General features: G+C 62.7%; 24 protein-coding genes, 1 tRNA gene and 1 pseudogene. 12 read left to right on the plus strand and 14 right to left on the minus strand.

Annotated elements, in window-relative coordinates:
* Nucleotides 1-58 precede the first annotated feature (58 nt).
* Entirely contained in the window at nucleotides 59-1,009 is a 951-nt protein-coding gene (locus NEI07_RS02050) for an IS1595 family transposase (protein WP_256032372.1), read from the plus strand.
* A gap of 7 nt (nucleotides 1,010-1,016) precedes the next feature.
* Here NEI07_RS02050 and NEI07_RS02055 read toward each other — a convergent pair.
* The 9 genes and pseudogenes from NEI07_RS02055 to NEI07_RS02095 form a co-directional block, all read right to left on the minus strand.
* Nucleotides 1,017-1,448: pseudogene (locus NEI07_RS02055) on the minus strand (glutathione S-transferase); the annotation flags it as partial.
* A 239-nt stretch (nucleotides 1,449-1,687) separates the two neighbouring features.
* Nucleotides 1,688-2,296, minus strand: coding sequence for a nucleotidyltransferase family protein (locus NEI07_RS02060; protein ID WP_256032374.1), 609 nt, complete (start codon nucleotides 2,294-2,296; stop codon nucleotides 1,688-1,690).
* Entirely contained in the window at nucleotides 2,293-3,309 is a 1,017-nt protein-coding gene (locus tag NEI07_RS02065; RefSeq protein WP_256032376.1) for an XdhC family protein, read from the minus strand. Before NEI07_RS02065 ends, NEI07_RS02060 begins: the two co-directional genes overlap by 4 nt.
* Nucleotides 3,310-5,571, minus strand: coding sequence for a xanthine dehydrogenase family protein molybdopterin-binding subunit (locus NEI07_RS02070; RefSeq protein WP_256032377.1), 2,262 nt, complete (start codon nucleotides 5,569-5,571; stop codon nucleotides 3,310-3,312). It abuts the gene before it with no gap.
* A 9-nt stretch (nucleotides 5,572-5,580) separates the two neighbouring features.
* Nucleotides 5,581-6,597, minus strand: a complete 1,017-nt coding sequence (locus NEI07_RS02075; RefSeq protein ID WP_256032379.1) for an FAD binding domain-containing protein — start codon at nucleotides 6,595-6,597, stop codon at nucleotides 5,581-5,583.
* On the minus strand, nucleotides 6,594-7,115 hold the full coding sequence (locus NEI07_RS02080; RefSeq protein WP_256032380.1) for a (2Fe-2S)-binding protein: 522 nt from the start codon (nucleotides 7,113-7,115) through the stop codon (nucleotides 6,594-6,596). Before NEI07_RS02080 ends, NEI07_RS02075 begins: the two co-directional genes overlap by 4 nt.
* A 204-nt stretch (nucleotides 7,116-7,319) precedes the next feature.
* Nucleotides 7,320-7,964: a hypothetical protein gene (locus NEI07_RS02085; protein ID WP_256032381.1), complete on the minus strand. Its 645-nt coding sequence runs from the start codon at nucleotides 7,962-7,964 to the stop codon at nucleotides 7,320-7,322.
* Between the two features lie 92 nt (nucleotides 7,965-8,056).
* Nucleotides 8,057-8,132: transfer RNA gene (locus NEI07_RS02090), tRNA-Ala, on the minus strand.
* Nucleotides 8,133-8,339: 207 nt separating this feature from the next.
* Nucleotides 8,340-8,714 carry a response regulator gene (locus tag NEI07_RS02095; protein ID WP_256032382.1) on the minus strand — a complete coding sequence of 125 codons (375 nt, stop codon included), beginning with the start codon at nucleotides 8,712-8,714 and terminating at the stop codon, nucleotides 8,340-8,342.
* Nucleotides 8,715-8,947: 233 nt separating this feature from the next.
* Here NEI07_RS02095 and NEI07_RS02100 point away from each other — a divergent pair, with 233 nt between their 5' ends.
* From NEI07_RS02100 to glcF, 3 genes are read left to right on the plus strand one after another with little or no spacing between them, the layout of a single operon-like run.
* Entirely contained in the window at nucleotides 8,948-10,441 is a 1,494-nt protein-coding gene (locus NEI07_RS02100; RefSeq protein ID WP_256032383.1) for an FAD-linked oxidase C-terminal domain-containing protein, read from the plus strand.
* A gap of 2 nt (nucleotides 10,442-10,443) precedes the next feature.
* On the plus strand, nucleotides 10,444-11,658 hold the full coding sequence (glcE, locus tag NEI07_RS02105) for a glycolate oxidase subunit GlcE (RefSeq protein ID WP_256032384.1): 1,215 nt from the start codon (nucleotides 10,444-10,446) through the stop codon (nucleotides 11,656-11,658).
* A 6-nt stretch (nucleotides 11,659-11,664) separates the two neighbouring features.
* Entirely contained in the window at nucleotides 11,665-13,002 is a 1,338-nt protein-coding gene (glcF, locus tag NEI07_RS02110) for a glycolate oxidase subunit GlcF (RefSeq protein WP_256032386.1), read from the plus strand.
* A gap of 160 nt (nucleotides 13,003-13,162) precedes the next feature.
* Here glcF and trpS read toward each other — a convergent pair whose 3' ends face one another.
* The 4 genes from trpS to NEI07_RS02130 form a co-directional block, all read right to left on the minus strand.
* Nucleotides 13,163-14,197 (minus strand): tryptophan--tRNA ligase, encoded by a 1,035-nt coding sequence (gene trpS / locus NEI07_RS02115; protein WP_256032387.1) that lies wholly within the window; start codon nucleotides 14,195-14,197, stop codon nucleotides 13,163-13,165.
* Between the two features lie 227 nt (nucleotides 14,198-14,424).
* Entirely contained in the window at nucleotides 14,425-15,729 is a 1,305-nt protein-coding gene (hslU, locus tag NEI07_RS02120; protein WP_256032388.1) for an ATP-dependent protease ATPase subunit HslU, read from the minus strand.
* Between the two features lie 65 nt (nucleotides 15,730-15,794).
* Nucleotides 15,795-16,358 (minus strand): ATP-dependent protease subunit HslV, encoded by a 564-nt coding sequence (hslV, locus tag NEI07_RS02125; protein WP_256032389.1) that lies wholly within the window; start codon nucleotides 16,356-16,358, stop codon nucleotides 15,795-15,797.
* 120 nt (nucleotides 16,359-16,478) lie between these two features.
* Entirely contained in the window at nucleotides 16,479-17,162 is a 684-nt protein-coding gene (locus NEI07_RS02130; protein WP_256032390.1) for a hypothetical protein, read from the minus strand.
* Between the two features lie 366 nt (nucleotides 17,163-17,528).
* On the opposite strand from NEI07_RS02130, the gene hisB reads away from it, so the two are divergent.
* From hisB to NEI07_RS02170, 8 genes are all read left to right on the plus strand, one after another.
* Entirely contained in the window at nucleotides 17,529-18,125 is a 597-nt protein-coding gene (gene hisB, locus NEI07_RS02135) for an imidazoleglycerol-phosphate dehydratase HisB (protein ID WP_256032391.1), read from the plus strand.
* 32 nt (nucleotides 18,126-18,157) lie between these two features.
* The gene (locus NEI07_RS02140; protein ID WP_256032392.1) at nucleotides 18,158-18,583 is read left to right on the plus strand and encodes a DUF2628 domain-containing protein; all 426 of its coding nucleotides are present in this window, start codon (nucleotides 18,158-18,160) and stop codon (nucleotides 18,581-18,583) included.
* On the plus strand, nucleotides 18,580-19,230 hold the full coding sequence (gene hisH, locus NEI07_RS02145) for an imidazole glycerol phosphate synthase subunit HisH (RefSeq protein ID WP_256032393.1): 651 nt from the start codon (nucleotides 18,580-18,582) through the stop codon (nucleotides 19,228-19,230). Before NEI07_RS02140 ends, hisH begins: the two co-directional genes overlap by 4 nt.
* Nucleotides 19,227-19,973: a 1-(5-phosphoribosyl)-5-[(5-phosphoribosylamino)methylideneamino]imidazole-4-carboxamide isomerase gene (gene hisA / locus NEI07_RS02150; RefSeq protein ID WP_256032394.1), complete on the plus strand. Its 747-nt coding sequence runs from the start codon at nucleotides 19,227-19,229 to the stop codon at nucleotides 19,971-19,973. Before hisH ends, hisA begins: the two co-directional genes overlap by 4 nt.
* Nucleotides 19,973-20,752, plus strand: a complete 780-nt coding sequence (hisF, locus tag NEI07_RS02155; protein ID WP_256032395.1) for an imidazole glycerol phosphate synthase subunit HisF — start codon at nucleotides 19,973-19,975, stop codon at nucleotides 20,750-20,752. Before hisA ends, hisF begins: the two co-directional genes overlap by 1 nt.
* Nucleotides 20,753-20,924: 172 nt before the next feature.
* Nucleotides 20,925-21,248, plus strand: a complete 324-nt coding sequence (locus tag NEI07_RS02160; RefSeq protein WP_256032396.1) for a phosphoribosyl-ATP diphosphatase — start codon at nucleotides 20,925-20,927, stop codon at nucleotides 21,246-21,248.
* Nucleotides 21,245-22,207 (plus strand): type I pantothenate kinase, encoded by a 963-nt coding sequence (coaA, locus tag NEI07_RS02165; RefSeq protein ID WP_256032397.1) that lies wholly within the window; start codon nucleotides 21,245-21,247, stop codon nucleotides 22,205-22,207. The genes NEI07_RS02160 and coaA overlap by 4 nt, the downstream gene beginning before the upstream one ends.
* A gap of 61 nt (nucleotides 22,208-22,268) precedes the next feature.
* Complete coding sequence (locus NEI07_RS02170; RefSeq protein WP_256032399.1) at nucleotides 22,269-23,876, plus strand: Na+/H+ antiporter; 1,608 nt, start codon at nucleotides 22,269-22,271, stop codon at nucleotides 23,874-23,876.
* A 33-nt stretch (nucleotides 23,877-23,909) separates the two neighbouring features.
* On the opposite strand, the gene clpB is transcribed toward NEI07_RS02170, so the two are convergent.
* Complete coding sequence (clpB, locus tag NEI07_RS02175) at nucleotides 23,910-26,531, minus strand: ATP-dependent chaperone ClpB (RefSeq protein WP_256032401.1); 2,622 nt, start codon at nucleotides 26,529-26,531, stop codon at nucleotides 23,910-23,912.
* Nucleotides 26,532-26,578 lie beyond the last annotated feature (47 nt).

Consider the following 26,578-nt stretch of genomic DNA (forward strand, 5'->3'; position numbering starts at 1 on the left):
AGCTCCGATTTTTTGAGAGAACGAACATAGAACATATTGTTTTCGGGAGGTCTCGGCGATGGCGCGCAACAAAGTGCAGTTTCAGAAAGGTCTCAGCGAAACCGAATTCAACACGGCCTATGGGAGCGAGGAGCAATGCCACGCGGCGTTGGTCGAATGGCGCTGGCCGAACGGCTTCGAATGTCCTGATTGCGGCGGGACGGCGCACTGTGTCGTGCCGCGCGGGGCGCGCAAGCTGTTCCAATGCAACGCCTGCCGCAAGCAGACCTCCGTGCGCGCCGGGACCATCTTCGCTTCGAGCAAGTTGCCGTTGCGGCTTTGGTTTGCGGCGATGTATCACCTCACGCAAACGAAACAGGGAATATCCAGCCTTGAACTCTCGCGAAGGCTCGGGATCACACAGAACGCGGCCTGGAAAATGAAGCACAAGCTCAAACAGGTCATGCTGGAGCGCAACGCGAAGAAGCGCCTGAAAGGCAAGATTCAGATGGACGACGCCTATCTCGGCGGCGAGCGTTCCGGCCCGCCCGGGCGCGGCGCCGAGGGCAAGGCGCCGTTCGTGGCGGCAGTCGAGACGACCAAGGACGGTAAGCCGCACAAGATCATCCTGCGGCGCGTTCCCGCCTTCAGCAAGAACGCGCTTCGCAAGCTCGCCAGCGCGGCGCTCGAAAGTGGCGCCGAGGTCGTCTCCGACGGCCTCAAATGTTTCGCCGCCGTAACCGAGGCAGGATGCAAGCATACGGCGATTGTCACTGGCTCCGGCCCAAAAGCCGCCAGGACGCCGGCGTTCAAGTGGGTCAACACAGCGCTCGGCAACATCAAGGCCGCGCTGGTTGGAACCTACCGCGCTGTGCGTGAAAAACATGCGCCACGCTATCTCGCTGAGTTCGAATACCGCTTCAATCGCAGATACGACCTCGGCGAAATGATCCCGCGTCTCGCCTTCGTCGCCATCAGAACCGCGCCAATGCCCTATAGGCTCCTCAAGCTGGCTGACTTTCAGGCGTAATCAGGAAATATTTTTGTATCCGTTCCTCGCGGAACCACTTCGTTCTGCGAGCGGCCTCGGGTTTTTGCTCCTCATAGTACAAATCGCCGCCCAAAGGGTGATGTGTGTCGTGAGCCTCGCCGACCAAATCAGCGATCGTCAATTGAATCTGGTGAACCCAAAGCCTGCGCGCCGGATCTTTCGGAGCGAGACCGTGACGATCGCCGAGATAAAGCAGTATTGCGGCGGTCTGTCCGACGAGCACATGTCCGTCTTTCAAGAACGGCGGCGCGAGCGAGGGGTGGGTGAGGTCGGTCCGTTCGAGGAAGGCTAGAAGCGTCGCCTCGGCGTTCGGCTCACGCGCCATATCAATATAGTTGGCGCCCGCTTCTTCCAGCGCGAGTCTGACGAATTCCCCACGGCCCTGAATGCCGGGCCAATAATAGAGCTCATACGGCATGGCACGGCCTACAGTTTCGGCGCGGCCGAAGCCTCTTGCGTCAAAGCTCTTTTCCGAACGTCAATCGCTTGATGGCCGCTTATGCTGCAACATATTGCTTGAACCGCACCATCAAGGTCGCGCCGATCTTGAGGCGTATGGAAGCGGGGACGCAGTCACGCGGCTGCTCTTTTCATTGTCGCGTGTGCGCAGTTACAAGCGGCTCCTTTGCATGACGAATTCTGCGCCGTGAAAGGCCCTTAAAGAGTCGCAATGTTCAATCGCGAACGCGCAGCTTCCAAATCAGCGGGCGTATCGATGTCGATATAGGCGCTTTCGTCAAATAAGTGCGCCTGCTTTTGAGCATTCTCGCAGGTCTCGAGCAAATGCTTAGCGCCCGGCGACTCAGAGAGCGACGCCAGCGAGGAGAAGAATCGTCGGGGCCATAAAACCGGGTTGCGCTGCTCGCCAGACGATGTTGCTGGATAGGTGATCAAAGCTCCCCGACTCTTCATAAAGAGAGCCATCAGCTCTTTGAGAACAGCCGATGTCAAAAAGGGTAGATCGCCCGGAACGACAAACGCCCCTTGTGTTTGCTGGCCGAGCGCCGTTACGCCGACGGCGATCGACGATCCCATGCCGCTTTCCCAGTTCAAATTGTGTGCAAATCGAAGCGGCAAGCCTTCGAGAGCTTTTTCGATCAGCAGGCGATCACAGCCGGTAACGACGACGATTTCAACACCGCTGCAGACGATTGCTTCGGCCACCCTGCGGATGAGCGGCTTCCCGCCAAGGTCGGAGAGAAGCTTGTTGTTCTCCCCAAATCGCTTTGAGGCTCCAGCAGCCAAAAGCACAGCTGCAATGTTCACCCTTGCCTCGTTTCGCGCGCGACCTTGACGATTTCCGCGAGAATAGAGACGGCGATCTCGGCCGGTCCCTTCGCGCCAATCGGCAGTCCGACTGGGGCGCTGATGCGCGCGAGATCCGCATCATTGAAGCCCGCGGCGGCGAGACGTTGCAAACGCTTGGCGTGTGTCCTTATCGAGCCAAGGGCGCCAATATACAGGCAGTGCGAGCGCAGCGCCTCGGTGAGCGCTTCATCGTCAATCGCGGCGGCGTGGGTCAGAGTAACGACCGCGGTCCTAGGGTCGAGCCCCATGGACTTCAGCGAGATTTCAGGCCAGTCGGTGAGATTTTGGAAATCGCCGAGGCGGTCGGCGCTCGCAAATGCGGCCCGCGGGTCGACGACGACAACGTCGTAACCGATGCGGTTGGCCAGATCAGCGAGGACTTGGCCGACATGGGTCGCGCCGACGATGACCACGCGAACTGGCGGGGTGAGCGCGTGCAGGAAGACCGGATCATCGCCGGGAGAGAGAAGCCGGCTCTCATTCGAATTGAGGCATTGGGCGATCTCGGTCGGCATCGGCTCGCTGGCGCCGAACAGGCGCCGCTCGCCGGTCGCCAGCGTCGTGAGCACGGCAAGCGACGTCCGCGCGCGGCGCGCTGAAAACACCCTCTCCAGAAAAGCTGAATCTCGCTCGCGCTGCAGCGGCTCGACATAGATGCTGATGGCGCCGCCGCAGGGCAGGCCGGCCTTCCACGCCAGTTCCTCTCCGACTCCAAACTCCAACAGCTTTGGCATGTCGCGCGCCAGAACGTCCGCCGCTTCGGTAATCACGTCCGCTTCGACGCATCCGCCGGAGACCGAGCCCTCGAATTGTCCGTCTGGCCCGATGGCCATTTGGCCGCCGACCGGGACGGGCGACGAGCCCCAGGTGGAGACGACGGTCGCCAACGCCGCCTGTCCGAATTCCTCCAGCCACCTGCGGGCGCTCGTGAGCGCGTCTCTCGCCCGGCCGGGGTCTGGGACGTAATTCATTTACGCCGCGTGGTTGCTTGTGGGCTGCCTCAGCTCGAGCAGCTTATCGATGGTGATCGGAAGATCGCGGACGCGCACGCCCGTGGCGTGAAAGACGGCATTGGCGATCGCGGCGGCCGTGCCGACGATGCCGATTTCGCCGACGCCCTTCACGCCGAGCGGGTTTAGCCGATGCTCCTGCTCGTCGACAAAAATAACGTCGATGGCGTGGACGTCGGCATGCACCGGCACATGGTATTCGGCGAGATTGTGATTCATGAACCGACCGTATCGATGATCGATCACCGTCTCTTCATGTAGCGCCATGCCGATGCCGCCGACCACGGCGCCAAGGATCTGACTCTTGGCTGTTTTGGGATTCAAAATCCGGCCCGCGGCCACCGCGCTGACCACGCGCGCGACGCGCAGCATGCCAAGCTCCTCATCGAGCCGCACCTCTGCAAACACCGCCGAATGCGCGTAATGCGAATATTCTTCCAAGGCGCGCTCATCTGGCGCCGCCGACACTTCCGACCTGATAGGCTCCTTGAGACTCACCATCACTTCCGAAAGCGGCATGGCGCGAGAGGGATCGCTCTTCACTCGGATTTGACCATCGACCATCGTCACATCCGCAGCGTCGACGCCCTGGAGTGGTGAGTTATTGATCGCGCTTGCGCGCTTGAGGAGTTCTTTGCGTATGCCGTTACATGCCTCCATCACCGCTGAGCCGGCGGAGGCGGCCGTCCAGGATCCGCCTTCGACAGGAGCGCTCGGCAAATCTGAGTCGCCGATCCTGACAATCACCTTGTCGAGCGGAAGGCCGAGCATTTCAGCGCCAATCTGCGCCAGAATCGTATACGTCCCGGTGCCGATGTCAGCCGTCGCGCAGGCGATTTCCATGGTCCCGTCAGGCGCGAGAATCGCCCTCGCGCTCGTTGGCACAAAAAACGCTGACCAGATCCCCGTCGCCATGCCGTAGCCGATTAGTTCGCGCCCCTCGCGCATCGAACGCGGCTCGGGCCGACGCTTGGACCAGCCGAATCGCTCGGCGCCCTGAAGGTAGCAGTCCTTCAACGCCTTGCTCGAGATTGGCCTGTTTTGGTTCTGATCCCTCTCGGAATAATTCTTGAGGCGAAGTTCTAACGGATCGACGCCAACCGCATAGCTGAGCTCGTCCATAGCGCTTTCAAGCGCATACATGCCGACAGCGCCGCCGGGCGCCCGCATGTCACATGGCGTGAAGAGATCGAGCCGCGCGAGGCTTGAAGTGAGCGCCGAGTCATCGCACGGATAAAGCGCGCCGGACCAAACAACGGTGGGCTCCTGGTAGTCTTCAAAGCGGGACGTATTGGCGATCGCATCATGCCTCACGGCCACCAAGCGTCCGTCGTTCTCCGCTCCCAGCGTTAGCGTCTGGATCGTTTGCGGTCGATAGCCAAGCGTGAACATCTGCTGGCGCGTCAGTGTGACTCTGACAGATCGCTTGAGGCCAATGGCGGCGAGCGCCGCCATGAACAGTTGATAGTTTGGCCTAAGACCGACGCCAAAGGCGCCTCCGACATAGGGAGACAAGACCCGGACCTTGTCCTTGGTCAGGCCGAACACGTTACACAAATATTCCTGGCAATTGGGGGCGCCCTGCGTTTTATCGTAGACCGTGAGGCGGCCATCGTTCTCCCAAACCGCCGTGCTCCCGAAGGTTTCCATCGGGTTGTGGTGCTCGACGGGCGTGCGATATTCTTTTCGAATATGAGTCGGCGCTCGCGACAAGGCGCTCTCGACATCTCCGCGGGCGGGCGGATCCCAGTCCGGCGCTCGCTTCTCCGGCGGCTCGAAAGCTTTATCGATCTGAGTATCGAGCTCGGTGATCGTCGCTTCAGCTTCATATTTAATTTCGACCAAACCAGCGGCAAATCGCGCGATCTCTGGCTCCTCCGCAATCACCAGCGCCACCGGTTGTCCTGAAAACAAAATTTCATCGTTATAAAGTGGCCGGAAGGGCGAGCCCGGCGCGGCGACTTGGTCCGTATATTTTTCATGCGAAGAGGGGAGGGAGGGCCTGTTGTCGTGCGCCAACACTTCGATCACGCCAGGCACAGCGAGCGCCGCGCTTCGGTCGATGCTTTGAATTCGGCCTTTGGCGACCACGCTTGAGACCACAAAGCCATAGGCGAGGGCGGGCGCGCTGAATTCAGCGGCGTATTTCGCCCGGCCCGTGACCTTTGCCGGACCGTCAACTCGTGAGACCGGCTTTCCGATGCTGTTTGTTCCGACAGACATAGCGCGGACCTAAACGATCACTTTCACGGACTGGGACTGCGGCGTTCCGGCGGCTGCTTGCTCAAGCGCGCGGACGATCGACCGCCGCGCAAGTTCGATCTTGAAGCGATTATGGTCAAAGCCCACAGCCCCCTGCAAGATGATATCGGCTGCTTCGACGAACGCTTCTCGACTAGGCTGCTTGCCCTCGAGACTCTGCTCGGCGTCAGGCGCGCGCCAGGGCTTGTGGGCGACCCCGCCCAATGCGATGCGAGCGCATGTAATCGCGCCGGCTTCAATCCTCAGAGCAGCAGCGACGGAAACAAGCGCGAAAGCGTAGGACAACCGATCTCGGATTTTCAGGTAGCTGTAATTGCGAGAGAATTCCTCGGATGGAAGCTCGATCGCCGTTATGATTTCATCACGAGCGAGATTTGTGTCGATTTCGGGCATGTCGCCCGGCAGACGGTGAAAATCGACGGATCTGATGGCGCGATCGCCCTTGGGGCCCATCACGTGAACCACGGCTTCGAGCGCCGAAAGGGCGACGCACATATCCGATGGATGCACGGCGATACAGGAATTGCTCCAACCCAATATCGCATTCATGCGGTTGAACCCTTCCATAGCGCCGCAGCCGGACCCCGGACGTCGCTTATTGCAGGGAGTGGCGGTGTCGTAAAAATAGAGACAACGCGTTCGCTGCAATAAATTGCCGCCGGTCGAGGCCATGTTGCGCAGTTGAGGCGAGGCTCCCGCGAGAATGGCGCTCGAGAGAAGGGGATAACGCTGGGTGATGCGTTCGTCGTAGGCAAGGTTGCTGTTGGGCACAAGAGCGCCGATCTTCAGACCCCCTGTTTGCGTCTCATGAATTTCGTTAAGCGGCAGCTCTGTGATGTCGATTAATCGTGTCGGTTGCTCGACGTCCTCCTTCATCAGATCGATGAGGTTGGTGCCGCCCGCAATGAACTTCGCAGCCTGGTGTTTCGTGATCTGGCTAAGAGCGTCGCCGAGGTCGTTCGCCCGGACATAATCAAAATCGATCATGTCTTGGCTCCTTGCATGACCGACTCGATCGCCGCGAGAATGTTGGGATAGCAGCCGCAGCGACAAATATTGCCGCTCATCAATTCTCGGATTTCATCGCTCGTCTTCGCGCGGCCCTCGGCGATCAGTCCCACGGCCGAGCAGATCTGTCCGGGCGTGCAGTAGCCGCATTGGAAACCGTCATGCGAAATGAAGGCGGTCTGAAGCGGATGCAGCTCGCCATTTTGCGCCAGCCCTTCAATGGTCGTGATCTCGGCGCAGTCCTTCATCACAGCGAACGTCAGACATGAAAGGACGCGCCGCCCGTCGATGAGCACCGTGCAGGCGCCACATTGACCGTGGTCGCAACCCTTCTTGGTTCCGGTGAGGTCTAGATGTTCACGAAGGGCGTCAAGGAGGGTGGTCCAAGGCCGCAGGAACATGCGGCGCTCCACGCCATTGACGCGCAAGACCACCTCGAGCTTCGGCTGCAAGCTTCGCTCAGGAAGGTGCGATGTCGCCTGTGGTCTTGCCTGCATGGCTGATCCGAGAACGCGGAACTAGAACCGCCAGCATTGGGATTGGTTCCCTTGCAGCTTTAGGAGGCAAGAACGGGCTTCTCACGAGTCGCGCCCCGGTTGGCGGGAGGCGGCTGCGGCGTGCACGATGCCGGATGGGTTCTTGCAGCGCATCCGGCGCTCGATCGCGTCGATATCTTTGAGACGTGTTGCTCGAAACCTAGGTCACTTCTGTTCGACGCACGCGCCGTTGATCGAGACCGTCATCTCATGAGAAGCGGCGTTTACGGCATATAATTCCACTGCGCCGGTGGAACGGTTGAGGTTGCCCCCCTGATTCTTCTTATTTTTAAAGACGTAATAGGCGTCATTCTTTCGAATGAGAGAAAAATGGCCATCGAGGGCGCTGACGTTGTTCAGCTTCACTACGGCGCCACTTATCTCGATGGAAAAAGGCCCCGACTGGCTTTGGTCGCTCTGCTGAGCCGAGACCTCGCATTGATATGTCACCGGCGCATCTTCAGCGAAGGCCCAACCTGAGCAGAGCAAAGACATGATCGTCGCAACGGATAGTCGTGATTTCATTTCGCAAGTCCTTTCCTTGGGAAGCGCGCCCGCTGCGCTTCGCCCTAGAGCGCGGCGGTGGATTGGCGGCGTGACGCTGAGCAGCAGTGAGCGGGTGCCGTCGCCCGAGTCCGCTGGCAGGGATTTGCCGTTGTCGCGAGCGCACCTCGATCGATTCGTCTCATTGCTTAGCGGCTTTGAACGGCTCTTTAGCTCATCGAGCCACGGTTTCGCGGGATAACCCGTTTCAACGCAAAATAATTTCACACAGGACCCGACGGCCAGGTTCATGGCTGCGAGGACCATCTTGCGATTCGGCTGGGGGCAGGCCCGGATTTGTCGAGAGCCGTTTCATGCTTCCTCGAAAGAAAGCCTTGAAAAACAGCTAATTACAATAGTGGTGGAGCCAGACGGAATCGAACCGACGACCTCTTCAATGCCATTGAAGCGCTCTCCCAACTGAGCTATGGCCCCGTTCTATTCGGACGCCTCTTGGGGGAGGCCGGACGGCTTGACGTCGTCGCGCGCTGTATAGTTCAGCCGCGCGCCGCCTGCAAGCCCGCTTAAGAGGGCCGCGCTCCGCCGTGGCCGGAGCATCGACGGGTCAGACCAAGATGCGCGACCCTATGTGAGCAGATTGTCGTTGACGCGAACGCGCGCGCTCATGGGAAGACAGAGTTCTCAGCGCTTATCTGCGAGAAAGGAATTCACCGTTTCCAAGAATTTCGCCACGGAAATCGGTTTCGACAAATAAGCTTCGCAGCCGCCCTGAAGGATTTTTTCCTCGTCGCCCTTCATCGCAAAGGCGGTGATCGCGATGACGGGAATGGCGCGCAGGTCATCGTCCTCTTTGAGCATGCGGGTGACCTCCAGGCCGCTGATCTCGGGCAGCTGGATATCCATCAAGATCAGATCCGGCCGGTGATTGCGCGCGAGGGATATCGCCTCGAAGCCGCTCTTCGTTTGCAGCGTCGCATGGCCATTGGCTTCCAAGAGATCATTAAAGAGCTTCATATTGAGCTCGTTATCCTCGACGATGAGGATGGTCTTGGTCATTTCCCTTCGGCCCGTGTTCGTCGTGCGATCGATCTTCCCTAGCATAGGCCGATTAATGAAAAGCGCCAGAAATCAGCGCATTTCTAATGGTTGCGCGATCGGGCCGCGCTTGCGGGCGCTTCGAGGCTACTCTAAACGGTTCGCATCATAGGGCGGCCAAGCAGGGTCCATGCTCCGCTTAGGCGAAGCTGCAGATTCAGCGGCGCTCTCGCTCGCGTTGGAGGCGCGAGTCCATGACGCTTCTCATGCCGAGGCCCGAGCCGGCGATTATGTCGCGTCGCAATGAACTTATTGCGCGTCTCGGGGCCATACTGCCGCGCGAAAGCCTGATCGTCGACGAGGTCGCGCGTCGCGCCTATGAATGCGACGCCTTCACCATGTATCGGGCGCTGCCGCTGGTCGTCACGCTGCCGGAGAGCGTGGAACAGGTGCGTGCGATCATGGCGCTCGCCGCCGACATGAACGTCAAACTCGTGCCCCGCGGCGCCGGCACGTCGTTGTCTGGCGGTTCGATGCCGCTCGAGGACGGCATTCTTCTCGGGATGTCCAAGTTCAATCGCATTCTCGAAATCGATTATGAAAATCGCTGCGCGCGCGTCCAGCCCGGCGTTCAAAACCTCGCGATCTCCAAGGCCGTTGAAGCGCAGGGCTTCTATTATGCGCCGGATCCATCGTCGCAGATCGCCTGTTCGATCGGCGGCAATGTCGCCGAGAACGCCGGCGGCGTTCACTGTCTGAAATACGGACTGACGACCAATAATATCCTCGGACTCGACGTCGTGCTGATGGGCGGCGAGTTCATCCGACTCGGCGGCAAGCATCTCGACAGCGAGGGATATGACCTCATCGGCCTGATGACCGGCTCCGAAGGATTGCTCGGCGTCGTCACGGAGGTGACAGTGCGTCTGCTCCAAAAGCCGCCGATCGCGCGGGGGTTGCTGCTCGGCTTTGCGAGCGTGGCGGCGGGGGCGCGCTGCGTCAGCGCGATCATCGCGCGCGGCGTCATCCCCGCGGGCCTCGAAATGATGGACAAGGCGACGATTCATGCGGTCGAACGCTTCCAGCCCTGCGGCTATCCGCTCGACGCCGCAGCGCTTGTCATCGTCGAGCTCGATGGGACACAGGCCGAAGTCGATCATCTCGTTGCCGTCGTGCAGGATATCGCGCGCGAGGAAGGCGCAACCACGATACGGGCTTCGACAAGCGAGGCCGAGCGGCTGCAGTTCTGGGCAGGACGCAAGAACGCTTTTCCAGCGGTGAGCTGCATCGCGCCCGACTATCTTTGCATGGACGGCACGATCCCGCGGGCGCGGCTGCCGGAAGCGCTCGCCGGCATGGATCGGCTCGCCAAGGAGCAGGGGCTGGGCGTCGCCAATGTCTTTCATGCCGGCGACGGCAATCTCCACCCGCTCATTCTCTATGACGCGTCAAAAGAGGGCGACATTGAGCGCGCGGAAAAGCTCGGTTTCGACATCTTGCGCCTGTGCGTCTCGCTCGGCGGCGTTCTCACCGGCGAACATGGCGTCGGCGTCGAGAAGCGCGACCTCATGGGCGAGATGTTCACCGACGTGGATCTCGCGCAGCAGATGCGGCTCAAATGCGCCTTTGACCCGGCCGGCCGGCTCAATCCGGGCAAGGTGTTTCCGACGCTGCATCGTTGCGCTGAACTCGGGATGATGCATGTCTCGGGCGGTAAAATGCCCTTTTCCGACCTGCCGAGATTTTAGCGATGCACTCCGCTTGCGCGACGCTCGAAATCCGCGACGAAGCGGACGCGGTCGACGCCATTTGCGCAGCACATGCGAAGGGCGTCTCCTGCGCGATCGTCGGCGGCGGCTCCAAGTCGGGGCTCGGCCGCTACGCGCCGCAAGCGCAGGCGCTCTCCACAGCCGCGCTGACAGGCGTGACGCTCTATGAGCCCAATGAACTCGTGCTCTCGGCGCGCGCCGCCACTCCCTTGAGTGAGATTGAAGCGTTGCTGGACCAGCACGGACAGCAGCTCGCCTTCGAGCCGATGGACTGTGGACGCCTCTTTGGCGCAGAAGAGGGCGGCGCCACGATCGGCGGCGTCATCGCCGTGAACGCGTCCGGTCCGCGGCGGATCAAGGCGGGCGCGGCGCGCGATCATCTGCTCGGGTTCCGCTGCGTCACCGGTCGCGGCGAGCTGGTGAAATCCGGCGGCCGGGTGATGAAGAACGTCACCGGCTATGACCTGTCGAAGCTCGTCTGCGGCTCCTACGGCACGCTGGCGCTCCTCACCGAGCTGACGCTCAAGGTGCTTCCAAAGCCGCAGACCGAATGCACGCTGCTGGCGATCGGCGCCGATGAGGCGGAGAGCCTCGCGCTCTTGCGCCGCGCCACGGCGACGCCTTGCGAGCCTTCCTCGCTCGCAATGCTGCCGGCAGGCGCCGCATTGGCGCTGGACGCCGATGCGGCCGCCATTCGCCTCGAAGGTCCCGCAATTTCCGTGATGGCGCGCCGCGACGATCTCGTCGGGCGATTGACGAGCGATGGCGTCCGATTCGAGACGCTCGACGAATACGACTCGAAGGCGCTGTGGCGGGGCTTGCGCGACGCCGCGCCCGTCGCCGCCGCGGTCGGACAAATCTGGCGCATTTCCGTTGCGCCCAGCGAAGGTTTCGCGGTCGTCGAGCGCGTCCGCCGCGCGGGCGCGCCCGTGATCGCGTATTTCTACGACTGGGCCGGCGGACTGATCTGGCTGTGCCTCGAGACTTCGCCTGACGCGTATGCGGCCGTCGTGCGCAGCGCGGTGGACGCTGGCGGCGGCCATGCGACGCTGATCCGCGCGAGCGCGGAGGCTCGCGCGAGGGTCGACGTCTTCCATCCGCAACCGGCGGCGCTCGCCGCGCTGACGCGCCGCGTCAAGGAAAGCTTCGATCCGGCGCATATTTTGGAGCGCGGCCGCATGCGCGCGGAGTTTTAAGAGACGATGCAGACGTTCTTTTCGCTGCAAGCGCTCGCCGATCCGGAAATGGCGGAAACGGAGAAGATTCTGCGCGCCTGCGTGCACTGCGGATTCTGCTCGGCGACATGTCCGACCTATCTTCTCACCGGCGACGAACTCGACGGTCCCCGCGGCCGCATCTATCTCATCAAGGAGATGTTCGAGAAGGAGCGCCCGGCTGACGCGCGCACAGCCCTTCATATCGATCGCTGTTTGTCTTGTCTCTCCTGCATGACGACCTGTCCTTCGGGCGTGCATTTCATGCATCTCGTCGATCACGCCCGGGCGCATATCGAGAAAACTTATCGGCGGCCCTTTGTGGAGCGCGCCATGCGCGCGGCGCTCGCTCTTGTCTTGCCTCGTCCTTCTCTCGCGCGACCGCTGTTTCGCGTCGCGGCGGCGATTCGCCCCTTGGCGCGCTTGCTGCCGCGCCGACTCGCGGCGCCGTTCGCGCTCGCGCCATCGCGCCTCCCGCCAGCTGCCAGCGTCGATTCTCCGCAGGTCTTTGCCGCGCAAGGCGCGCGCAAGATGCGCGTTGCTCTACTCAATGGCTGTGTTCAGACGGTCATCGACACGTCGATCAACGAGGCGACGATACGGCTGCTGACGCGCCACGGCGTCGAGGTCATTGTCGCGAAGGGCGCCGGCTGCTGTGGGGCGCTGCCGCATCATCTTGGAAAGGTCGATGACTCGCGACGCTATGCGCGCGCCAACATCGAAGCCTGGACGCGAGAAATCGACTCTAGCGGACTCGATCATATCGTCGTCAACGCCTCTGGCTGTGGAACCAGCGTGAAGGACTATGGCCATATGTTCCGCAATGATCCGGCTCTCGCGGACAAGGCGGCGCACATCTCGGCGATGGCGAAAGACGTGACAGAGGTTCTGCATGAGATCGGCTACGCCCCCTCGGGCAACGCGCCGAAACTTCGGGTCGCCTACCATTCCGCCTGCTCTCTGCAACATGGGCAGAAGATATCGCAAGAGCCGGTCGCGCTGTTGACCGCCGCAGGCTTTGACGTCGTTCCCGTTCCGGAGGGTCACATCTGCTGCGGTTCGGCGGGAACCTATAATGTGCTGCAGCCAGAATTTGCGGAAAAGCTGCGATCGCGAAAAGTCGCAAATATCGAGAGCGCTGCGCCGGACATTGTGGCCGCCGGCAACATCGGCTGCATCGTACAGATCAGGTCGGGAACGTCCGTCCCGGTCGTCCACACAGTGGAATTGCTCGACTGGGCGAGCGGCGGGCCGAAGCGTGACGCGCTCGCTCGGCGAGAAATTGGAAGGGCTGATCGGGTGGAAAGTCGAACTGGTGTCTTCTGAGGGGACAGCCTGTGTCATTCCCGACGCTCGCGAAGCGAGCGATCGGGAATCCAGAGCAAGGCCAAAACTCATGGATTGACTCTGGATTCCCGGTCGGACCTTCGGTCCGCCGGGAATGACACGTCATGTAAACTGATCAAGCGGATCCGTGTAACTCGGGCTACCGCAAAAACCCCACAATGTCCTTCACCGCATTCATATTCTCGCGGGCGATGGCGCGGGCGCGTTCGGCGCCGTCGCGCAGCACGCCGTCGACATAGCTCTCATCCTCGCGGATGCGGCGCATCTTATCGGTGATCGGCGCGAGCTTGGCGACGGCGAGATCGACAAGCGCGCTCTTGAAGGTCGAGAAATTGGCGCCGCCGAATTCGCCCAGCACATCGGCTTTGCTGCGGCCCGAAAGCGCCGCGAAGATGCCAACGAGATTATAGGCCTCGGGGCGCCCTTCGAGGCCCTTTTCCTCGGAAGGCAGCGCATCGGGGTCGGTCTTCGCCTTCTTCACCTTCTGCGCGATCTGGTCGGCGTCGTCGGAGAGATTGATGCGGGAATAATCCGAAGCGTCCGATTTCGACATTTTCTTCGTGCCGTCGCGCAGGCTCATCACGCGCGTCGCCGGCCCCGAGATCAGCGGCTCGGGCAGGGGAAAGAACGCCTCCCCAAAGCCGTTGCGCGCGATCGACTCCGAGAAGTCGTTGTTGAACTTCTGCGCGATATCGCGCGCGAGTTCGAGATGCTGCTTCTGGTCGTCGCCGACCGGCACATGCGTCGCGCGGTAAATCAAAATATCGGCGGCCATCAGCACCGGATAGTCGAGTAGGCCCATCGAGGCGTTTTCGCGATCCTTGCCGGCCTTGTCCTTGAACTGCGTCATGCGGTTGAGCCAGCCGATGCGCGCGACGCAATTCAGCACCCAGGCGAGTTCGGCGTGCTCGGGCACCTGGCTCTGGTTGAAGACGATGTTCTCCTTGGGGTCGATGCCGCAGGCGATGAAGGCGGCGGCGATCTCGCGCGTGTTCGCCTTTAGCGCGATCGGGTCCTGCGGCACCGTGATCGCATGCAGGTCGACGACGCAATACATGCAATCGAAGCTCTTCTGCAGTTCGACGAATTTGACGATCGCGCCGAGATAGTTGCCGAGATGCAGATTGCCGGTGGATTGGACGCCCGAGAAGACGCGCTGAGGAAATGTGGACATGGGATGGGCCAAGGGTTTTGGGTTTGGCCGGTCTTATGGCGAGAAGCGGGCGTTGAGGCAAGCTCGCTGTTGGCGAGACAGAATTTGTCAAATGCCCCAGCCCCTCATCTCACTTCGCCCCGCAAGCGGGGAGAAGGGGCGGGAGGCGTCGCGCTGAAGACCCCTCTCCCCGCTTGCGGGGAGAGTTACGGTGAGGGGCTTGGGCGATGAGCGCCGGCTGAATCGCGTTACAAAATAAACCGGCTCAAATCCCGGTTCTTCGCCAGATCGCCAATATGCTCCTCGACATAGGCGCCGTCGATCACGATACGGTCGCCCGCGCGGTCGGATGCCGAGAAACTGATGTCGTCGAGCACGCGCTCCATGACCGTTTGCAGGCGCCGCGCGCCGATATTCTCGACCGAGGTGTTCACCTGCACGGCGACCTTGGCGATCGCGTCAACGGCGGATGGCGCAAATTCGAGCGTCATGCCTTCCGTGCCCAGCAGCGCGGAATATTGTTTCGTCAGGCAGGCTTCGGTTTCGGTCAATATGCGGCGGAAATCGTCTTCGTTGAGCGAAGCGAGTTCGACGCGGATCGGCAGGCGTCCCTGAAGTTCCGGCAAGAGGTCGGAGGGCTTCGCCACATGGAAGGCGCCGGAGGCGATGAACAGCACATGGTCGGTCTTTACCGTTCCATGTTTCGTCGCGACCGTCGTGCCCTCGATCAGCGGCAGTAGGTCACGCTGCACGCCTTCGCGCGAGACGTCGGCGCCGCCGCGTCCTTCGCGCGCGCAAATCTTGTCCATCTCGTCGATGAAGACAATCCCGTTGTTCTCGACCTCGTGGATCGCCTCGCGGACGCTCGCTTCCTGATCAATCAGCTTGTCGCTCTCTTCGGCGATCAGAGGCCCCTGCGCCTCTTTGACCGAGAGTTTGCGCGGCTTGCCGCGCTGCATCGCCTTGCCGAAAATATCGCCGAGCGAGAACGCGGAGACGCTGGCGCCGGGCATATTCGGCAGTTCGAACATTGGCATCGAGGAGCCCGACTGCGTTAGCTCGACTTCGATTTCCTTATCGTCGAGTTCGCCCGCGCGCAGGCGGCGCCGAAACGTTTCACGCGTGCCGGGCGACGCGGCGGGTCCCACCAGGGCATCGAGCGTGCGCTCTTCGGCGGCTTGCTGCGCGCGCGCCTGCACGTCCTTGCGGCGTCGCTCCTTGACCATCAGGATGGCGACCTCGACCAGATCGCGCACAATCTGTTCGACGTCGCGGCCGACATAGCCGACCTCGGTGAATTTCGTCGCTTCGACTTTGATGAAGGGCGCGTTGGCGAGCCGCGCCAGACGGCGGGCGATCTCGGTCTTGCCGCAGCCTGTCGGGCCGATCATCAGGATGTTCTTGGGCAGCACCTCTTCGCGCATCTGGCCTTCGAGCTGCAGCCGCCGCCAGCGGTTGCGCAGCGCGATCGCGACGGCGCGCTTGGCGTCGCTTTGCCCAACGATATAGCGATCAAGTTCGGAAACGATCTCGCGCGGCGAGAAGTCGGCCATGGTGAGTTCCTTCGGAACGGCAGTCGGCAGTCGGCGTTCGGCAGTATTTTGTGCTCCCGGCTGCCCTAAATCTTCTCCACCACCACATTCTGGTTGGTATAGACGCAAATCTCGGAGGCGATCACCATTGCGCGGCGGGCGATGGTTTCGGCGTCGAGCGATGAATCGAGCAGGGCCCGTCCGGCGGCGAGCGCGTAGTTTCCGCCCGAACCAATGGCGGCCACCGCGCCTTCGTCCGTGCCTTCCGGCTCAAGCACGTCGCCGGAGCCGGTGAGCACGAGGCCGACGCTCTTGTCGGCGACGAGCATCATCGCCTCCAGTCGCCGCAAATAGCGGTCCATGCGCCAGTCCTTGGCGAGTTCGACGCAGGCGCGCATCAATTGTCCGGGATATTGCTCAAGTTTCGATTCAAGCCGTTCGAAGAGCGTGAAGGCGTCGGCGGTCGCGCCGGCGAAACCGGCGATCACATCGCCCTTGCCCAGACGCCGCACTTTCTTGGCGTTGCCCTTCATGATCGTCTGGCCGAGGCTGACCTGGCCGTCGCCGGCGATCACCGTTTCTCCGGCTTTCTTGACGAGGATGATTGTCGTCGCGTGCATGGCCGCAAAGCGGTGTTGTTCGCTATCCATTCGCCGTATCCAGCCTGAGATGTCCAGCCGATGTAAGGTTTGGCGTCGATTTGAGCAAGGGCGGAGCGGCGGCAGGGCAGCCGCGCTTTTCGCCCGTCGGGCTCGGATTCACTGCAAGACTCACTCGCGCGGCGCGCCGGCGAGCGGCGCGGGAAAATCCAGGACCTCGCGCGTATAGGTCTCATGCACCTCGGAGAGAGGGCGTTGATCGCGCGCATAGACCACGGCGGTGTGCTCGAAGAGGTCGTGCGGAATGGAGAGCGCCCCGCTGGCATTTTCCGAGGCCGCCGGGAGGGCCGAGAGCTCCCAGCCTTCGGGCAAGGGCGACCAGCGCATCTTCATTTCGATGGTGCGACGGAACGGCTGCAGCGGCGCGATCGCCTTGCCGAAGGGCGTTTCCGTCATCTCCAGCGCACGGTTCATTTCATCGGAAAGGCGTCCAGGCACGTACCAATTGTCAGCCTCCGAGAGCACGTGATCGCCGCAGGCGAGCTGCACGCGCCGATATTTCACCGGCTCCTCGTCGCTGACGTCGAGCCGCCGGCGGGTCTCCGCGCTCGGCTGCTGCTCAATTCCGGCAACGCGGCGAGCGACGATCTTGGGCTCCGCGGACATCTTGTGATCGGCGCACCATTTCTCGAGCGTCGCCGTCGCGCTGCGGCTTGCGAGCAGGGAGGCGTTGAGCGTTTGCATGAGCGCCAGCGCTTCGATGCGCGACACGAAGCCGTCCCGCCAGGGCTCGCCGGCGGCCGGAAGGGACATCAAAGGCGCCGCGAGGAGCGCCAAACCGAGCCTTAATCGCATGTTTTAAGTCTCCTTGCGCCCGCGCGACGCGGCAGATTCTCGCCACGACTTCGCGGCGCCACCGGCCGAAGTCGCCGCCGCTGCGGCATTTAGCGTCTTCTTGATGCGTTGTCGCGAAGCTACAAGCGCCTGCCGGCGTCGGAGATATTGCCGTGGTCGCGCTTAACCAGTGAATCGACGCGAACAGACGGACCATTCTTTGTTTTGCGTCCGATCTGCCGACAAGCGGCGGTCGTTGGCGCGCATCTCGCTTCTCTTTGACGCCCGAGCGGTTCGGGTGGCGAATCCAGGGCGGAGTTGCTACAAGCTGGCCGCTTGCGGCCGCAGTCGCCGGAAACGCCGGTAGGGCCCAAGAAAAGGTCGGAAATGCGCAGCGCGACGATCGAGCGCAACACCAAGGAAACCAAAATCTCGGTCACCGTCGACCTCGACGGGACCGGCCGCTCGGACATATCGACCGGCGTGGGATTTTTCGATCACATGCTCGACCAGATCGCTCGTCATGCGCCGCTGGATCTTGCCGTGCGCGCTGAGGGCGATCTGCACATCGACGGTCATCACACGGTCGAGGACGTCGGCATCGCCATCGGCCAGGCGGTGGATCGCGCGCTTGCAGACCGCAAGGGCATTTCCCGCTATGGCGACGCGCATGTGCCGCTCGACGAGGCCCTGACCCGAGTCGTCGTGGACGTCTCGGGCCGGCCCTTTCTTGTTTACGAGGTCGGATTTCCGGCGCAGCGGATCGGCGGCTTTGACACCGAGCTGATGCGCGAATTCTTCCAGGCCTTTGCGGTTCACGCCCGCGTCGGGCTGCACATCGAATGTCTGCGCGGCGTCAACAGCCACCATATCGCCGAGAGCGCCTTCAAGGGCTTCGCGCGCGCCTTTGGCAAGGCGGTGGCGATCGATCCGCGCCGCACGCAGGGGGAAGCGCCTTCCACCAAGGGAACGCTCACCGCCTGAAAGAGGCGAGTGACGCCGAGAGGGGAAGGCCGATGGCGATATTCACTGTTCATTTTCCGCCGACCGGGCCGGGCAAGCCTCCGGCGCCCGAAAAGATCGTCTTCCTGCGCGACGGTTTTTCCTGGCCGGCCTTCATTTTCGGCCCGTTCTGGCTCGCCTGGCGGCGGGCCTGGCTCGTCGCCGGCCTGTGGACGCTTCTTCTCGTCGCCCTTGCGCTCATCGCCTGGCAGCTGCGGGTGTCGCGCGACGCGATGTCCTGGCTGACGCTCGGGCTCGCTGTTTGGCTCGGTTTCGAGGGGGAGCGGCTCGTCGGCTGGAATTTGGCGCGTCGCGGCTACGTCGAGCAGGATCTCGTCATTGGCGATAACCTCGACGAGGCGGAGGCGGCCTACTTCCACCGCCATCGCGCTTCTGAGCGGATCGCGAAAGACAATGTCGCTGGGGAGCCTGCTCCTTGACGACCGCGATCATCGACTATGGGTCGGGCAATCTGCATTCCGCCTTGAAAGCCTTTGAGCGCGCCGCCCGCGAGTCACAGGCGCAAGGCGACATTCGCGTCACCAGCGATCCTGGCGTCGTGCGCACCGCCGAGCGCGTCGTTCTGCCGGGCGTCGGCGCTTTCGCCGATTGTCGCCGCGGCCTCATGGCGATCGAGGGTCTTTACGCCGCCCTGCAAGAGGCGGTCATCGACCGTGGCCGGCCGTTCTTAGGGATTTGCGTCGGAATGCAGCTCATGGGCGCGCGCGGCCTCGAACATGGCGAAACGCCGGGCCTCGGCTGGATTCCGGGAGACGTCGCGGCGATCAAGCCTGCGGATCCTTCGCTCAAAATCCCCCATATGGGCTGGAATACGCTGACGCTGAGCCGGGAACATCCGCTCTTTGCCGGCGTGCCGACGGGAGAGAGTGGCTTGCACGCCTATTTCGTGCACTCGTTTCAGCTGACGCCGGCGTCGCCGGGCCACGTCCTGGCGACCACCGACTATGGCGCGCCGCTCACCGCGGCCGTGGCGCGCGACAATCTCGTCGGCGTGCAGTTCCATCCCGAAAAAAGCCAGAGGCTGGGCCTAGCGTTGATCGGCAATTTCCTGAGGTGGCGTCCGTGATTCTGTTCCCCGCAATCGATCTGAAGGAAGGTCAGTGCGTGCGCCTGGCCCAGGGCGATATGGACCGCGCGACCGTGTTCAATGACGACCCGGCGGAGCAAGCGCGCGCCTTCCAGCGAGTCGGGTTCGAATATCTGCATGTCGTCGATCTTGACGGCGCCTTTGCGGGAGCGCCGCGCAACGCCCGGGCGGTCGAATCCATTCTCGCTGCGCTGACGATTCCCGTGCAGCTGGGCGGCGGCATTCGCGACATGCGCACGCTGTCCTCCTGGTTGGAAAAAGGCGTCGCGCGCGTCATCATCGGCACGGCGGCCGTCAAGGACCCGTCTTTCGTGCGCGAGGCGGCGCGCCTTCACCCGGGCCGCGTCGCAGTAGGGGTCGACGCCAAAAATGGTTTTGTCGCCGTTGACGGCTGGGCGCGTGCGACGCGCATGTCGGCGCTCGATCTCGGCAAGAGCTTCGAAGACGCGGGCGTGAGCGCCATCATCTACACCGACATCTCGCGCGACGGCGTTTTGACCGGCCTCAATATCGAGGCGACCCTCGCGCTCGCCGACGCCTTGACGATTCCCGTTATCGCCTCGGGCGGCTTGGCGTCGCTCGCCGACGTGGAGCGGCTGCTGCAGCCCGATTGCCGCAAGCTCGCCGGCGCGATCACCGGACGGGCGCTCTACGACGGGCGGCTCGATCCGGCGCAGGCGTTGGCGATGATCCGCGCGCGTGCGGCGACCGAGAACGCGTGATGCTGAAAGCGCGCGTCATTCCCTGCCTGGACGTGAAAGGAGGACGCGTCGTTAAAGGCGTCAATTTCGTCGATCTACGCGACGCCGGCGATCCGGTCGAATGCGCCATCGCCTATGACGCCGCCGGCGCCGACGAACTCTGCTTTCTCGACATCACTGCAAGCCATGAAGACCGCGGCATTCTGCTGGACGTCGTGCAGCGCACGGCGGAAGCCTGCTTCATGCCGCTGACGGTGGGAGGCGGCGTGCGCACGCTGGACGACATCCGCAATCTGCTGCTCGCCGGCGCCGACAAGGTCTCGATCAACTCCGCCGCCGTGGCCAATCGCGGCTTCGTTCGCGAAGCGTCGGAAAAATTTGGCGCGCAATGCATCGTCGTCGCCATTGACGCCAAGCGCGTTTCCGACGGACGCTGGGAAATCTTCACCCACGGCGGGCGCCGCGCAACGGGGATCGACGCCGTCGACTATGCGCGCGAAGTGACCGCCCTCGGCGCCGGCGAAATCCTGCTGACCTCGATGGATCGCGACGGCACGAAAAGCGGCTTCGACATCGCGCTGACGCGGGCCGTCGCCGACGCGGTGCAGGCGCCGGTCATCGCCTCTGGCGGCGTCGGAACGCTCGATCATCTTGTCGCCGGGGTCAAGGAAGGCCACGCCAGCGCCGTGCTCGCCGCGTCGATCTTCCATTTTGGCGAATATTCGATTCCGCAGGCGAAGCTTCACATGGCGGCGGCGGGGCTGCCGATGCGCCTCGACGGTCTGGAAGCGATGGGATGAGCAAAAAAAATCATCGCGCCGCCGCCGCCACAACCCCCTCCCTATCCCTCCCCCGCTTCGCTTCGCTCGCGGGAGAGGGGACGCTAATGACCGACGCTTGCGCGATGCCGATGAAGCGCGGAATCTGCTCCCTCTCCCGCGAAGCGGGGGAGGGTTGGGGAGGGGGGCTGTCATGAGTTTCACGCTCGACGATCTCGCGGCGCTCATCAAAGCGCGGCGCAACGACAGCGCCTCGACCTCCTATACGAAGACCCTGCTCGACGCAGGAATGCCGCGCATCGCCAAGAAATTCGGCGAAGAGGCGGTCGAAACGGTGATCGCGGCGATGGAGGGCGACCGAAGCGCGCTCGTTAACGAGGCTGCGGACACATTCTATCATCTTCTGGTCATGCTCGAAGCGCGGAATATTTCGCTGGGCGACGTGTTGCGCGAATTGGAGCGGCGCACGAAACAATCCGGGCTTGCGGAGAAAGCCGCGCGCGGAGCAAAGGAATGACGGTGGCGGAGCTCGTCCCCAACAACGAGGCTCTTTCCCCCTACCGGCATTTCACGCGCGCCGAATGGGCGTCGCTGCGCGCCGATACGCCGCTGACGCTGACGCTCGATGATCTCGTCCGGCTGAAATCGCTCAACGATCCGATCTCGCTCGAAGAGGTCATTGAGATCTATTTGCCGCTCTCGCGCCTGCTCGCGCTCTATGTTGCGGCGACGCAGGGCCTCTTCAAGGCGACGCAGCGCTTTCTCGGCGCCGAGGACGGCAAGGTTCCCTACATCATTGGCGTCGCGGGCTCCGTCGCCGTGGGAAAATCCACGACGGCGCGCGTGCTGCGCGCGCTGTTGTCGCGCTGGCCGAATACGCCGAAAGTGGAGCTCATCACCACCGACGGCTTTCTTTTGCCCAACAGAATCCTTGAAGCCGAAAAGCTCATGGACAAGAAGGGCTTTCCGGAAAGCTACGACAACAAATCGCTGCTGCGATTTCTCTCCGACGTGAAGGCGGGACGGCGCAACGTCTGCGCGCCGGTCTATTCACATATGACCTATGATGTCGTCGAGGGCGAAGCGAGCTGCGTCGATCGGCCCGACATTCTCATCGTCGAAGGCGTCAACGTTCTGCTTGCGCCGCGCATGCGCGACGGCCGCGAAATTCCTTTCGTCTCCGACTTCTTCGATTTCTCGGTCTATCTCGATGCGTCCGAAGACGTGCTGGAGCGATGGTATGTGGAGCGCTTTCGGCGGCTTCAGCAGACCGCGTTCCGCGATCCGAAATCCTACTTCCGCGTCTATGCCGATCTCGACGAAGAGGAGACGACGCGCGTCGCGAAAGACATTTGGACGCGCATCAACCTTGAGAATCTGCGCCAGAACATCGCCCCGACGCGCCCGCGCGCGAGTTTGATCCTCACCAAGGACGCCGATCACAGGATCGAGGAAGTGGCGCTGCGCAAATTATGAGCTTCACTTCAGCGGCGACGCGGAGTTCGCTTGCGCAAGGCGCGGCTTATAGGGGGAGCGCATGACAACGGCTCTGGAAACGCTCGTCGTTCTCCTCGCGGTGGTGGCGGCCGTCGCATTCGTCGCCTCGCGCCTCGGCCTCGCTTCGCCCATCCTGCTCGTCGCGGCGGGCGTGGCGATCGCGTTTGCGCCGGGCGTGCCGCCGCTCGTGCTCGAGCCCGAATTCATCTTGCTTCTCGTGCTGCCGCCGGTGATCTACATTTCGGCGATCAACATGAGCTGGCGGGAATTCCAGTTCAATCTGCAGCCGATCCTTGTGCTGGCGATCGGCTGCGTCGTCTTCACCACCATCGCCGTTTCTGCGGCGACGAACTGGTTGCTCGGCTGGCCATGGGCGGTCGGCTTCGTGCTTGGCGCGATCGTCTCGCCGCCCGACGCCCTCGCGCCGCTCGCCATCGCGCGCCGCATGCGGCTACCCCGGCGCATCCGCGTCATTCTGGAGGGAGAAGGCCTCGCCAATGACGCGACGGCCCTGGTTCTCTATCGTTTCGCGGTGGCGGCGGTCAGCGTTGGCTCCTTTTCGCTGGCGCAAGCGGGCGAAACCTTCACGATCATCATCGTTTCGGAGATTGTGTGGGGCGTCGGCGTCGGCTGGACGATGTTGCGGCTGCGCCGCTTCATGCGCGATCCGCGCATCGAAATCACGCTGTCGCTGATCACGCCGTTCCTCGCCTACTGGCCGCCAGAACATCTTGGCGGCTCGGGCGTCATCGCGACCGTCGCGACGGGCCTCTATATCAGCTGGAACGGACCCCGGCTGATCAGCGCCGCGACGCGTCTGCAGGGCGTGTTCTTCTGGGACTTCTTCATCTATCTGATCGAAGGCCTCGTCTTTCTCTTCACCGGCCTGCAGGCGCAGGCGCTTTTCGCACGCATCCAGAACCACTCGCTTTACGATCTGGCGGCGTCGTCGGCGCTCGTTTCGCTCGTCGTGATCGTGGCGCGCTTCGTCTGGATTTTTCCGCACGCCTATCTGCCGCGATGGTTCGTCCCACGCGCGCGACGCCAGCCGGCGCCGCCCTGGCAAGGGCTCTTCATCATTTCATTCACCGGCGTGCGCGGGATCGTCTCGCTCGCCGCAGCTCTAGCGATCCCGATCACGACGGCGCGCGGCGAGCCCTTTCCCTATCGCGACTCCATTTTCTTCCTCGCCTTCTGCGTCGTGATGGTCACGCTCGTCTTCCAGGGCGCGATGTTGCCCTGGGTCATTCGCAAGCTCGGGGTCTCCAAAGCCGGGATGGAGGAGCGTCTGCTCGATCGCGCTGAGGAAATTCAGGCGCGCCGCTCCGCCGTAGAGGCTTCCACCGTCAGATTGGCGGCATTAGTCGCCGAGCAGGACGTGCCGGAAGAAGCGACGCTGTCGTTTCAAGCCCAACAGGATTATTTCCTGTCGCGCATCCGCATGAAATGCGACATCGAGGAAGAGCGCCGCGCGCTGATCGAGCTGCATGACGAGATTGAATTGGAGCTCATCGCCGCGGAGCGCGACGCGATCAACAACATGCTGCGCGAGGGCGCGCTCAAGGACGAGGCCCGCCGCCGCATTGAGCGCGAACTCGATCTGCGCGAGGCGGATGTGCTGAACCGCCGGCGCGAGCGGCCCTGGTAGGGCGGTTCGCGCCAAGCGTCGATTAGGAAATTGCTACGCGTTCCCCACCGTTCGCAGCAGCGGCGCAGCGCGTCCATGCGTTGACTTGCCGTCGATGATCAGGCCCGAAGCGTCCGCCGAAACTTCGACGCTCGCGCCGTCGATGATCTCGCCCGCAAGCAGCCGCTCGGCAAGCGTGTCCTGCAGCTCCTTCTGCATGACGCGCTTCAAGGGCCGCGCGCCATAGGTCGCGTCGTAGCCCTTCGCCGCCAGCCAGTCGCGCGCCTTGGCGTCGAGGCGCAGCGTGATCTTGCGATCTTCAAGCAGCGTCTGCAGCCGCTTGACCTGAATGTCGACGATCGCGCCCATATCCTCGCGCCGCAGGCGGTTGAACAGGATGATCTCGTCGATCCGGTTCAGGAACTCCGGCCTGAAATGCGCCCGCACGACCTGCATGACTTCGCTGTGCACGGCGGAGGAATCCTCGCCTTCCTTTTGCATGACGAGGAATTCCGAGCCGAGATTCGACGTCATGATGATCAGCGTGTTCTTGAAATCCACCGTGCGGCCCTGGCCGTCGGTCAGGCGGCCGTCGTCGAGCACCTGCAGAAGCACGTTGAAGACGTCAGGATGCGCCTTCTCGATCTCGTCGAAGAGCACGACCTGATACGGCCTGCGGCGAACGGCTTCGGTCAGCGCGCCGCCTTCCTCATAGCCGACATAGCCGGGCGGCGCGCCGATGAGCCGCGCGACCGAATGCTTTTCCATATATTCCGACATGTCGAGCCGCACCATCGCTGTCTCGTCGTCGAACAGAAACGCCGCGAGCGCCTTGGTCAGCTCGGTCTTGCCGACGCCGGTCGGGCCAAGGAAGATGAAGCTGCCGATCGGGCGATTGGGGTCCTGCAGTCCGGCGCGCGCGCGGCGCACCGCGGTCGACACGGCGACCACCGCGTCATGCTGCCCGACGACCCGCTTCGCGATCTCGTCCTCCATGTGCAGCAATTTCTCGCGTTCGCCTTCGAGCATTTTGTCGACGGGCACGCCAGTCCAGCGCGAGACGACCTGCGCCACGTCATTGGCGGTGACCTCCTCGTCGACGAGCGTGTCGGCTTCGGTTTCCGTCTCGCCCAGTTTCTTTTCGAGATCGGGAATGACGCCGTAGGTGAGTTCGCCGGCGCGCTGATACTCGCCGCGCCGCTGCGCCTGCGCGAGCTCGTTGCGCGCCGTTTCAAGCTGCTCCTTGAGCTTCTGCGCCGCGCCGAGCTTGTCCTTCTCGGCGCGCCAGCGTGCGGTGAGCGCCCCGGATTTCTCTTCGAGGTCGGCAAGCTCGCCTTCGAGCTTCGACAAGCGATCCTTTGACGCCGTGTCCGTTTCCTTCTTGAGCGCTTCCTGCTCGATCTTCAGCTGGATGATGCGCCGGTCGAGTTCGTCGAGCTCCTCGGGCTTGGAGTCGATCTGCATACGCAGGCGCGACGACGCCTCGTCGATGAGGTCGATCGCCTTGTCCGGCAGGAAGCGGTCAGAGATGTAACGGTTCGACAAAGTCGCCGCGGCGACGATCGCGCTATCGGTGATGCGCACGCCGTGATGGAGTTCGTATTTCTCCTTCAGGCCGCGCAGGATCGAGATCGTATCCTCGACGGTCGGCTCGTCGACGAAGACCGGCTGGAAGCGCCGGGCGAGCGCCGCGTCCTTTTCGACATGTTTGCGATATTCATTGAGCGTCGTCGCGCCGACGCAATGCAATTCGCCGCGCGCCAGCGCCGGTTTGAGCAGATTGGAGGCGTCCATCGCGCCATCCGCCTTGCCGGCGCCGACGAGCGTGTGCATCTCGTCGATGAACAGGATGACATTGCCTTCGGCGGCGGTGACTTCGTTCAGCACCGCCTTCAGCCGTTCCTCGAATTCGCCGCGATATTTCGCGCCGGCGATCAGCGCGCCCATGTCGAGCGCGAGCAGCTTCTTGTCCTCAAGCGATTCCGGCACGTCGCCATTGACGATGCGCAAAGCGAGACCCTCGACGATCGCGGTCTTGCCGACGCCGGGTTCGCCGATGAGCACCGGATTGTTCTTGGTGCGGCGCGACAGCACCTGAATAGCGCGGCGGATCTCCTCGTCGCGGCCGATCACAGGATCGAGCTTGCCCTCGCGCGCCGCTTCGGTGAGGTCGCGGGCGTATTTCTTCAGCGCGTCATAGGCGTTCTCGGCGGAGGCCGAGTCCGCCGTGCGGCCCTTGCGCAGATCTTCGATCGCGGCGTTGAGCGTCTGCGGCGTCACGCCGGCGGCGGCAAGAATTTTCGCGGCCTCGGAGTCCTTCTCCATCGCCAGCGCCAACAGCAGCCGCTCGACGGTGACGTAAGAATCGCCCGCCTTCTGGGCGATCTTCTCGGCGTTGTCGAAGAGGCGCGCGGTCGCCGGCGCGAGATAGAGCTGGCCGGCGCCGGCGCCCATCACTTTGGGCAGTTTGGCGAGCGCGGCTTCGGTTTTCGCCAGCGCCTCGCGCGAGCGCCCGCCCGCGCGGTCGATCAGCCCGGCGGACAGGCCCTGGTCGTCATCGAGCAGGACTTTCAGTATGTGCTCGGGCGTAAACTGCTGGTGGCCTTCGCGCGTCGCCATCGACTGCGCCGACTGAACAAATCCGCGCGCGCGTTCGGTGTATTTCTCAAAGTTCATTTATAGCCCCTCTGACCATGAGGCGGCCCTTTGCTTTTAAGCGGCGC

It is taken from the genome of Methylocystis suflitae (assembly GCF_024448135.1).
Classification (GTDB): domain Bacteria; phylum Pseudomonadota; class Alphaproteobacteria; order Rhizobiales; family Beijerinckiaceae; genus Methylocystis; species Methylocystis suflitae.

Bases quoted from the DNA above. Each gene is read 5' to 3' on its own strand.
- hslV (WP_256032389.1), bottom strand. From the start codon at position 16,358: ATGGATAGCGAACAACACCGCTTTGCGGCCATGCACGCGACGACAATC.
- glcE (WP_256032384.1), top strand. From the start codon at position 10,444: ATGCACTCCGCTTGCGCGACGCTCGAAATCCGCGACGAAGCGGACGCG.
- NEI07_RS02130 (WP_256032390.1), bottom strand. From the start codon at position 17,162: ATGCGATTAAGGCTCGGTTTGGCGCTCCTCGCGGCGCCTTTGATGTCC.
- trpS (WP_256032387.1), bottom strand. From the start codon at position 14,197: ATGTCCACATTTCCTCAGCGCGTCTTCTCGGGCGTCCAATCCACCGGC.
- NEI07_RS02050 (WP_256032372.1), top strand. From the start codon at position 59: ATGGCGCGCAACAAAGTGCAGTTTCAGAAAGGTCTCAGCGAAACCGAA.
- coaA (WP_256032397.1), top strand. From the start codon at position 21,245: ATGACGGTGGCGGAGCTCGTCCCCAACAACGAGGCTCTTTCCCCCTAC.
- NEI07_RS02065 (WP_256032376.1), bottom strand. From the start codon at position 3,309: ATGAATTACGTCCCAGACCCCGGCCGGGCGAGAGACGCGCTCACGAGC.
- glcF (WP_256032386.1), top strand. From the start codon at position 11,665: ATGCAGACGTTCTTTTCGCTGCAAGCGCTCGCCGATCCGGAAATGGCG.
- NEI07_RS02070 (WP_256032377.1), bottom strand. From the start codon at position 5,571: ATGTCTGTCGGAACAAACAGCATCGGAAAGCCGGTCTCACGAGTTGAC.
- NEI07_RS02085 (WP_256032381.1), bottom strand. From the start codon at position 7,964: ATGGTCCTCGCAGCCATGAACCTGGCCGTCGGGTCCTGTGTGAAATTA.
- NEI07_RS02095 (WP_256032382.1), bottom strand. From the start codon at position 8,714: ATGACCAAGACCATCCTCATCGTCGAGGATAACGAGCTCAATATGAAG.
- clpB (WP_256032401.1), bottom strand. From the start codon at position 26,531: ATGAACTTTGAGAAATACACCGAACGCGCGCGCGGATTTGTTCAGTCG.
- NEI07_RS02140 (WP_256032392.1), top strand. From the start codon at position 18,158: ATGGCGATATTCACTGTTCATTTTCCGCCGACCGGGCCGGGCAAGCCT.
- hisF (WP_256032395.1), top strand. From the start codon at position 19,973: ATGCTGAAAGCGCGCGTCATTCCCTGCCTGGACGTGAAAGGAGGACGC.
- NEI07_RS02080 (WP_256032380.1), bottom strand. From the start codon at position 7,115: ATGCAGGCAAGACCACAGGCGACATCGCACCTTCCTGAGCGAAGCTTG.
- NEI07_RS02100 (WP_256032383.1), top strand. From the start codon at position 8,948: ATGACGCTTCTCATGCCGAGGCCCGAGCCGGCGATTATGTCGCGTCGC.
- hisB (WP_256032391.1), top strand. From the start codon at position 17,529: ATGCGCAGCGCGACGATCGAGCGCAACACCAAGGAAACCAAAATCTCG.
- NEI07_RS02160 (WP_256032396.1), top strand. From the start codon at position 20,925: ATGAGTTTCACGCTCGACGATCTCGCGGCGCTCATCAAAGCGCGGCGC.
- hslU (WP_256032388.1), bottom strand. From the start codon at position 15,729: ATGGCCGACTTCTCGCCGCGCGAGATCGTTTCCGAACTTGATCGCTAT.
- NEI07_RS02075 (WP_256032379.1), bottom strand. From the start codon at position 6,597: ATGATCGATTTTGATTATGTCCGGGCGAACGACCTCGGCGACGCTCTT.
- NEI07_RS02170 (WP_256032399.1), top strand. From the start codon at position 22,269: ATGACAACGGCTCTGGAAACGCTCGTCGTTCTCCTCGCGGTGGTGGCG.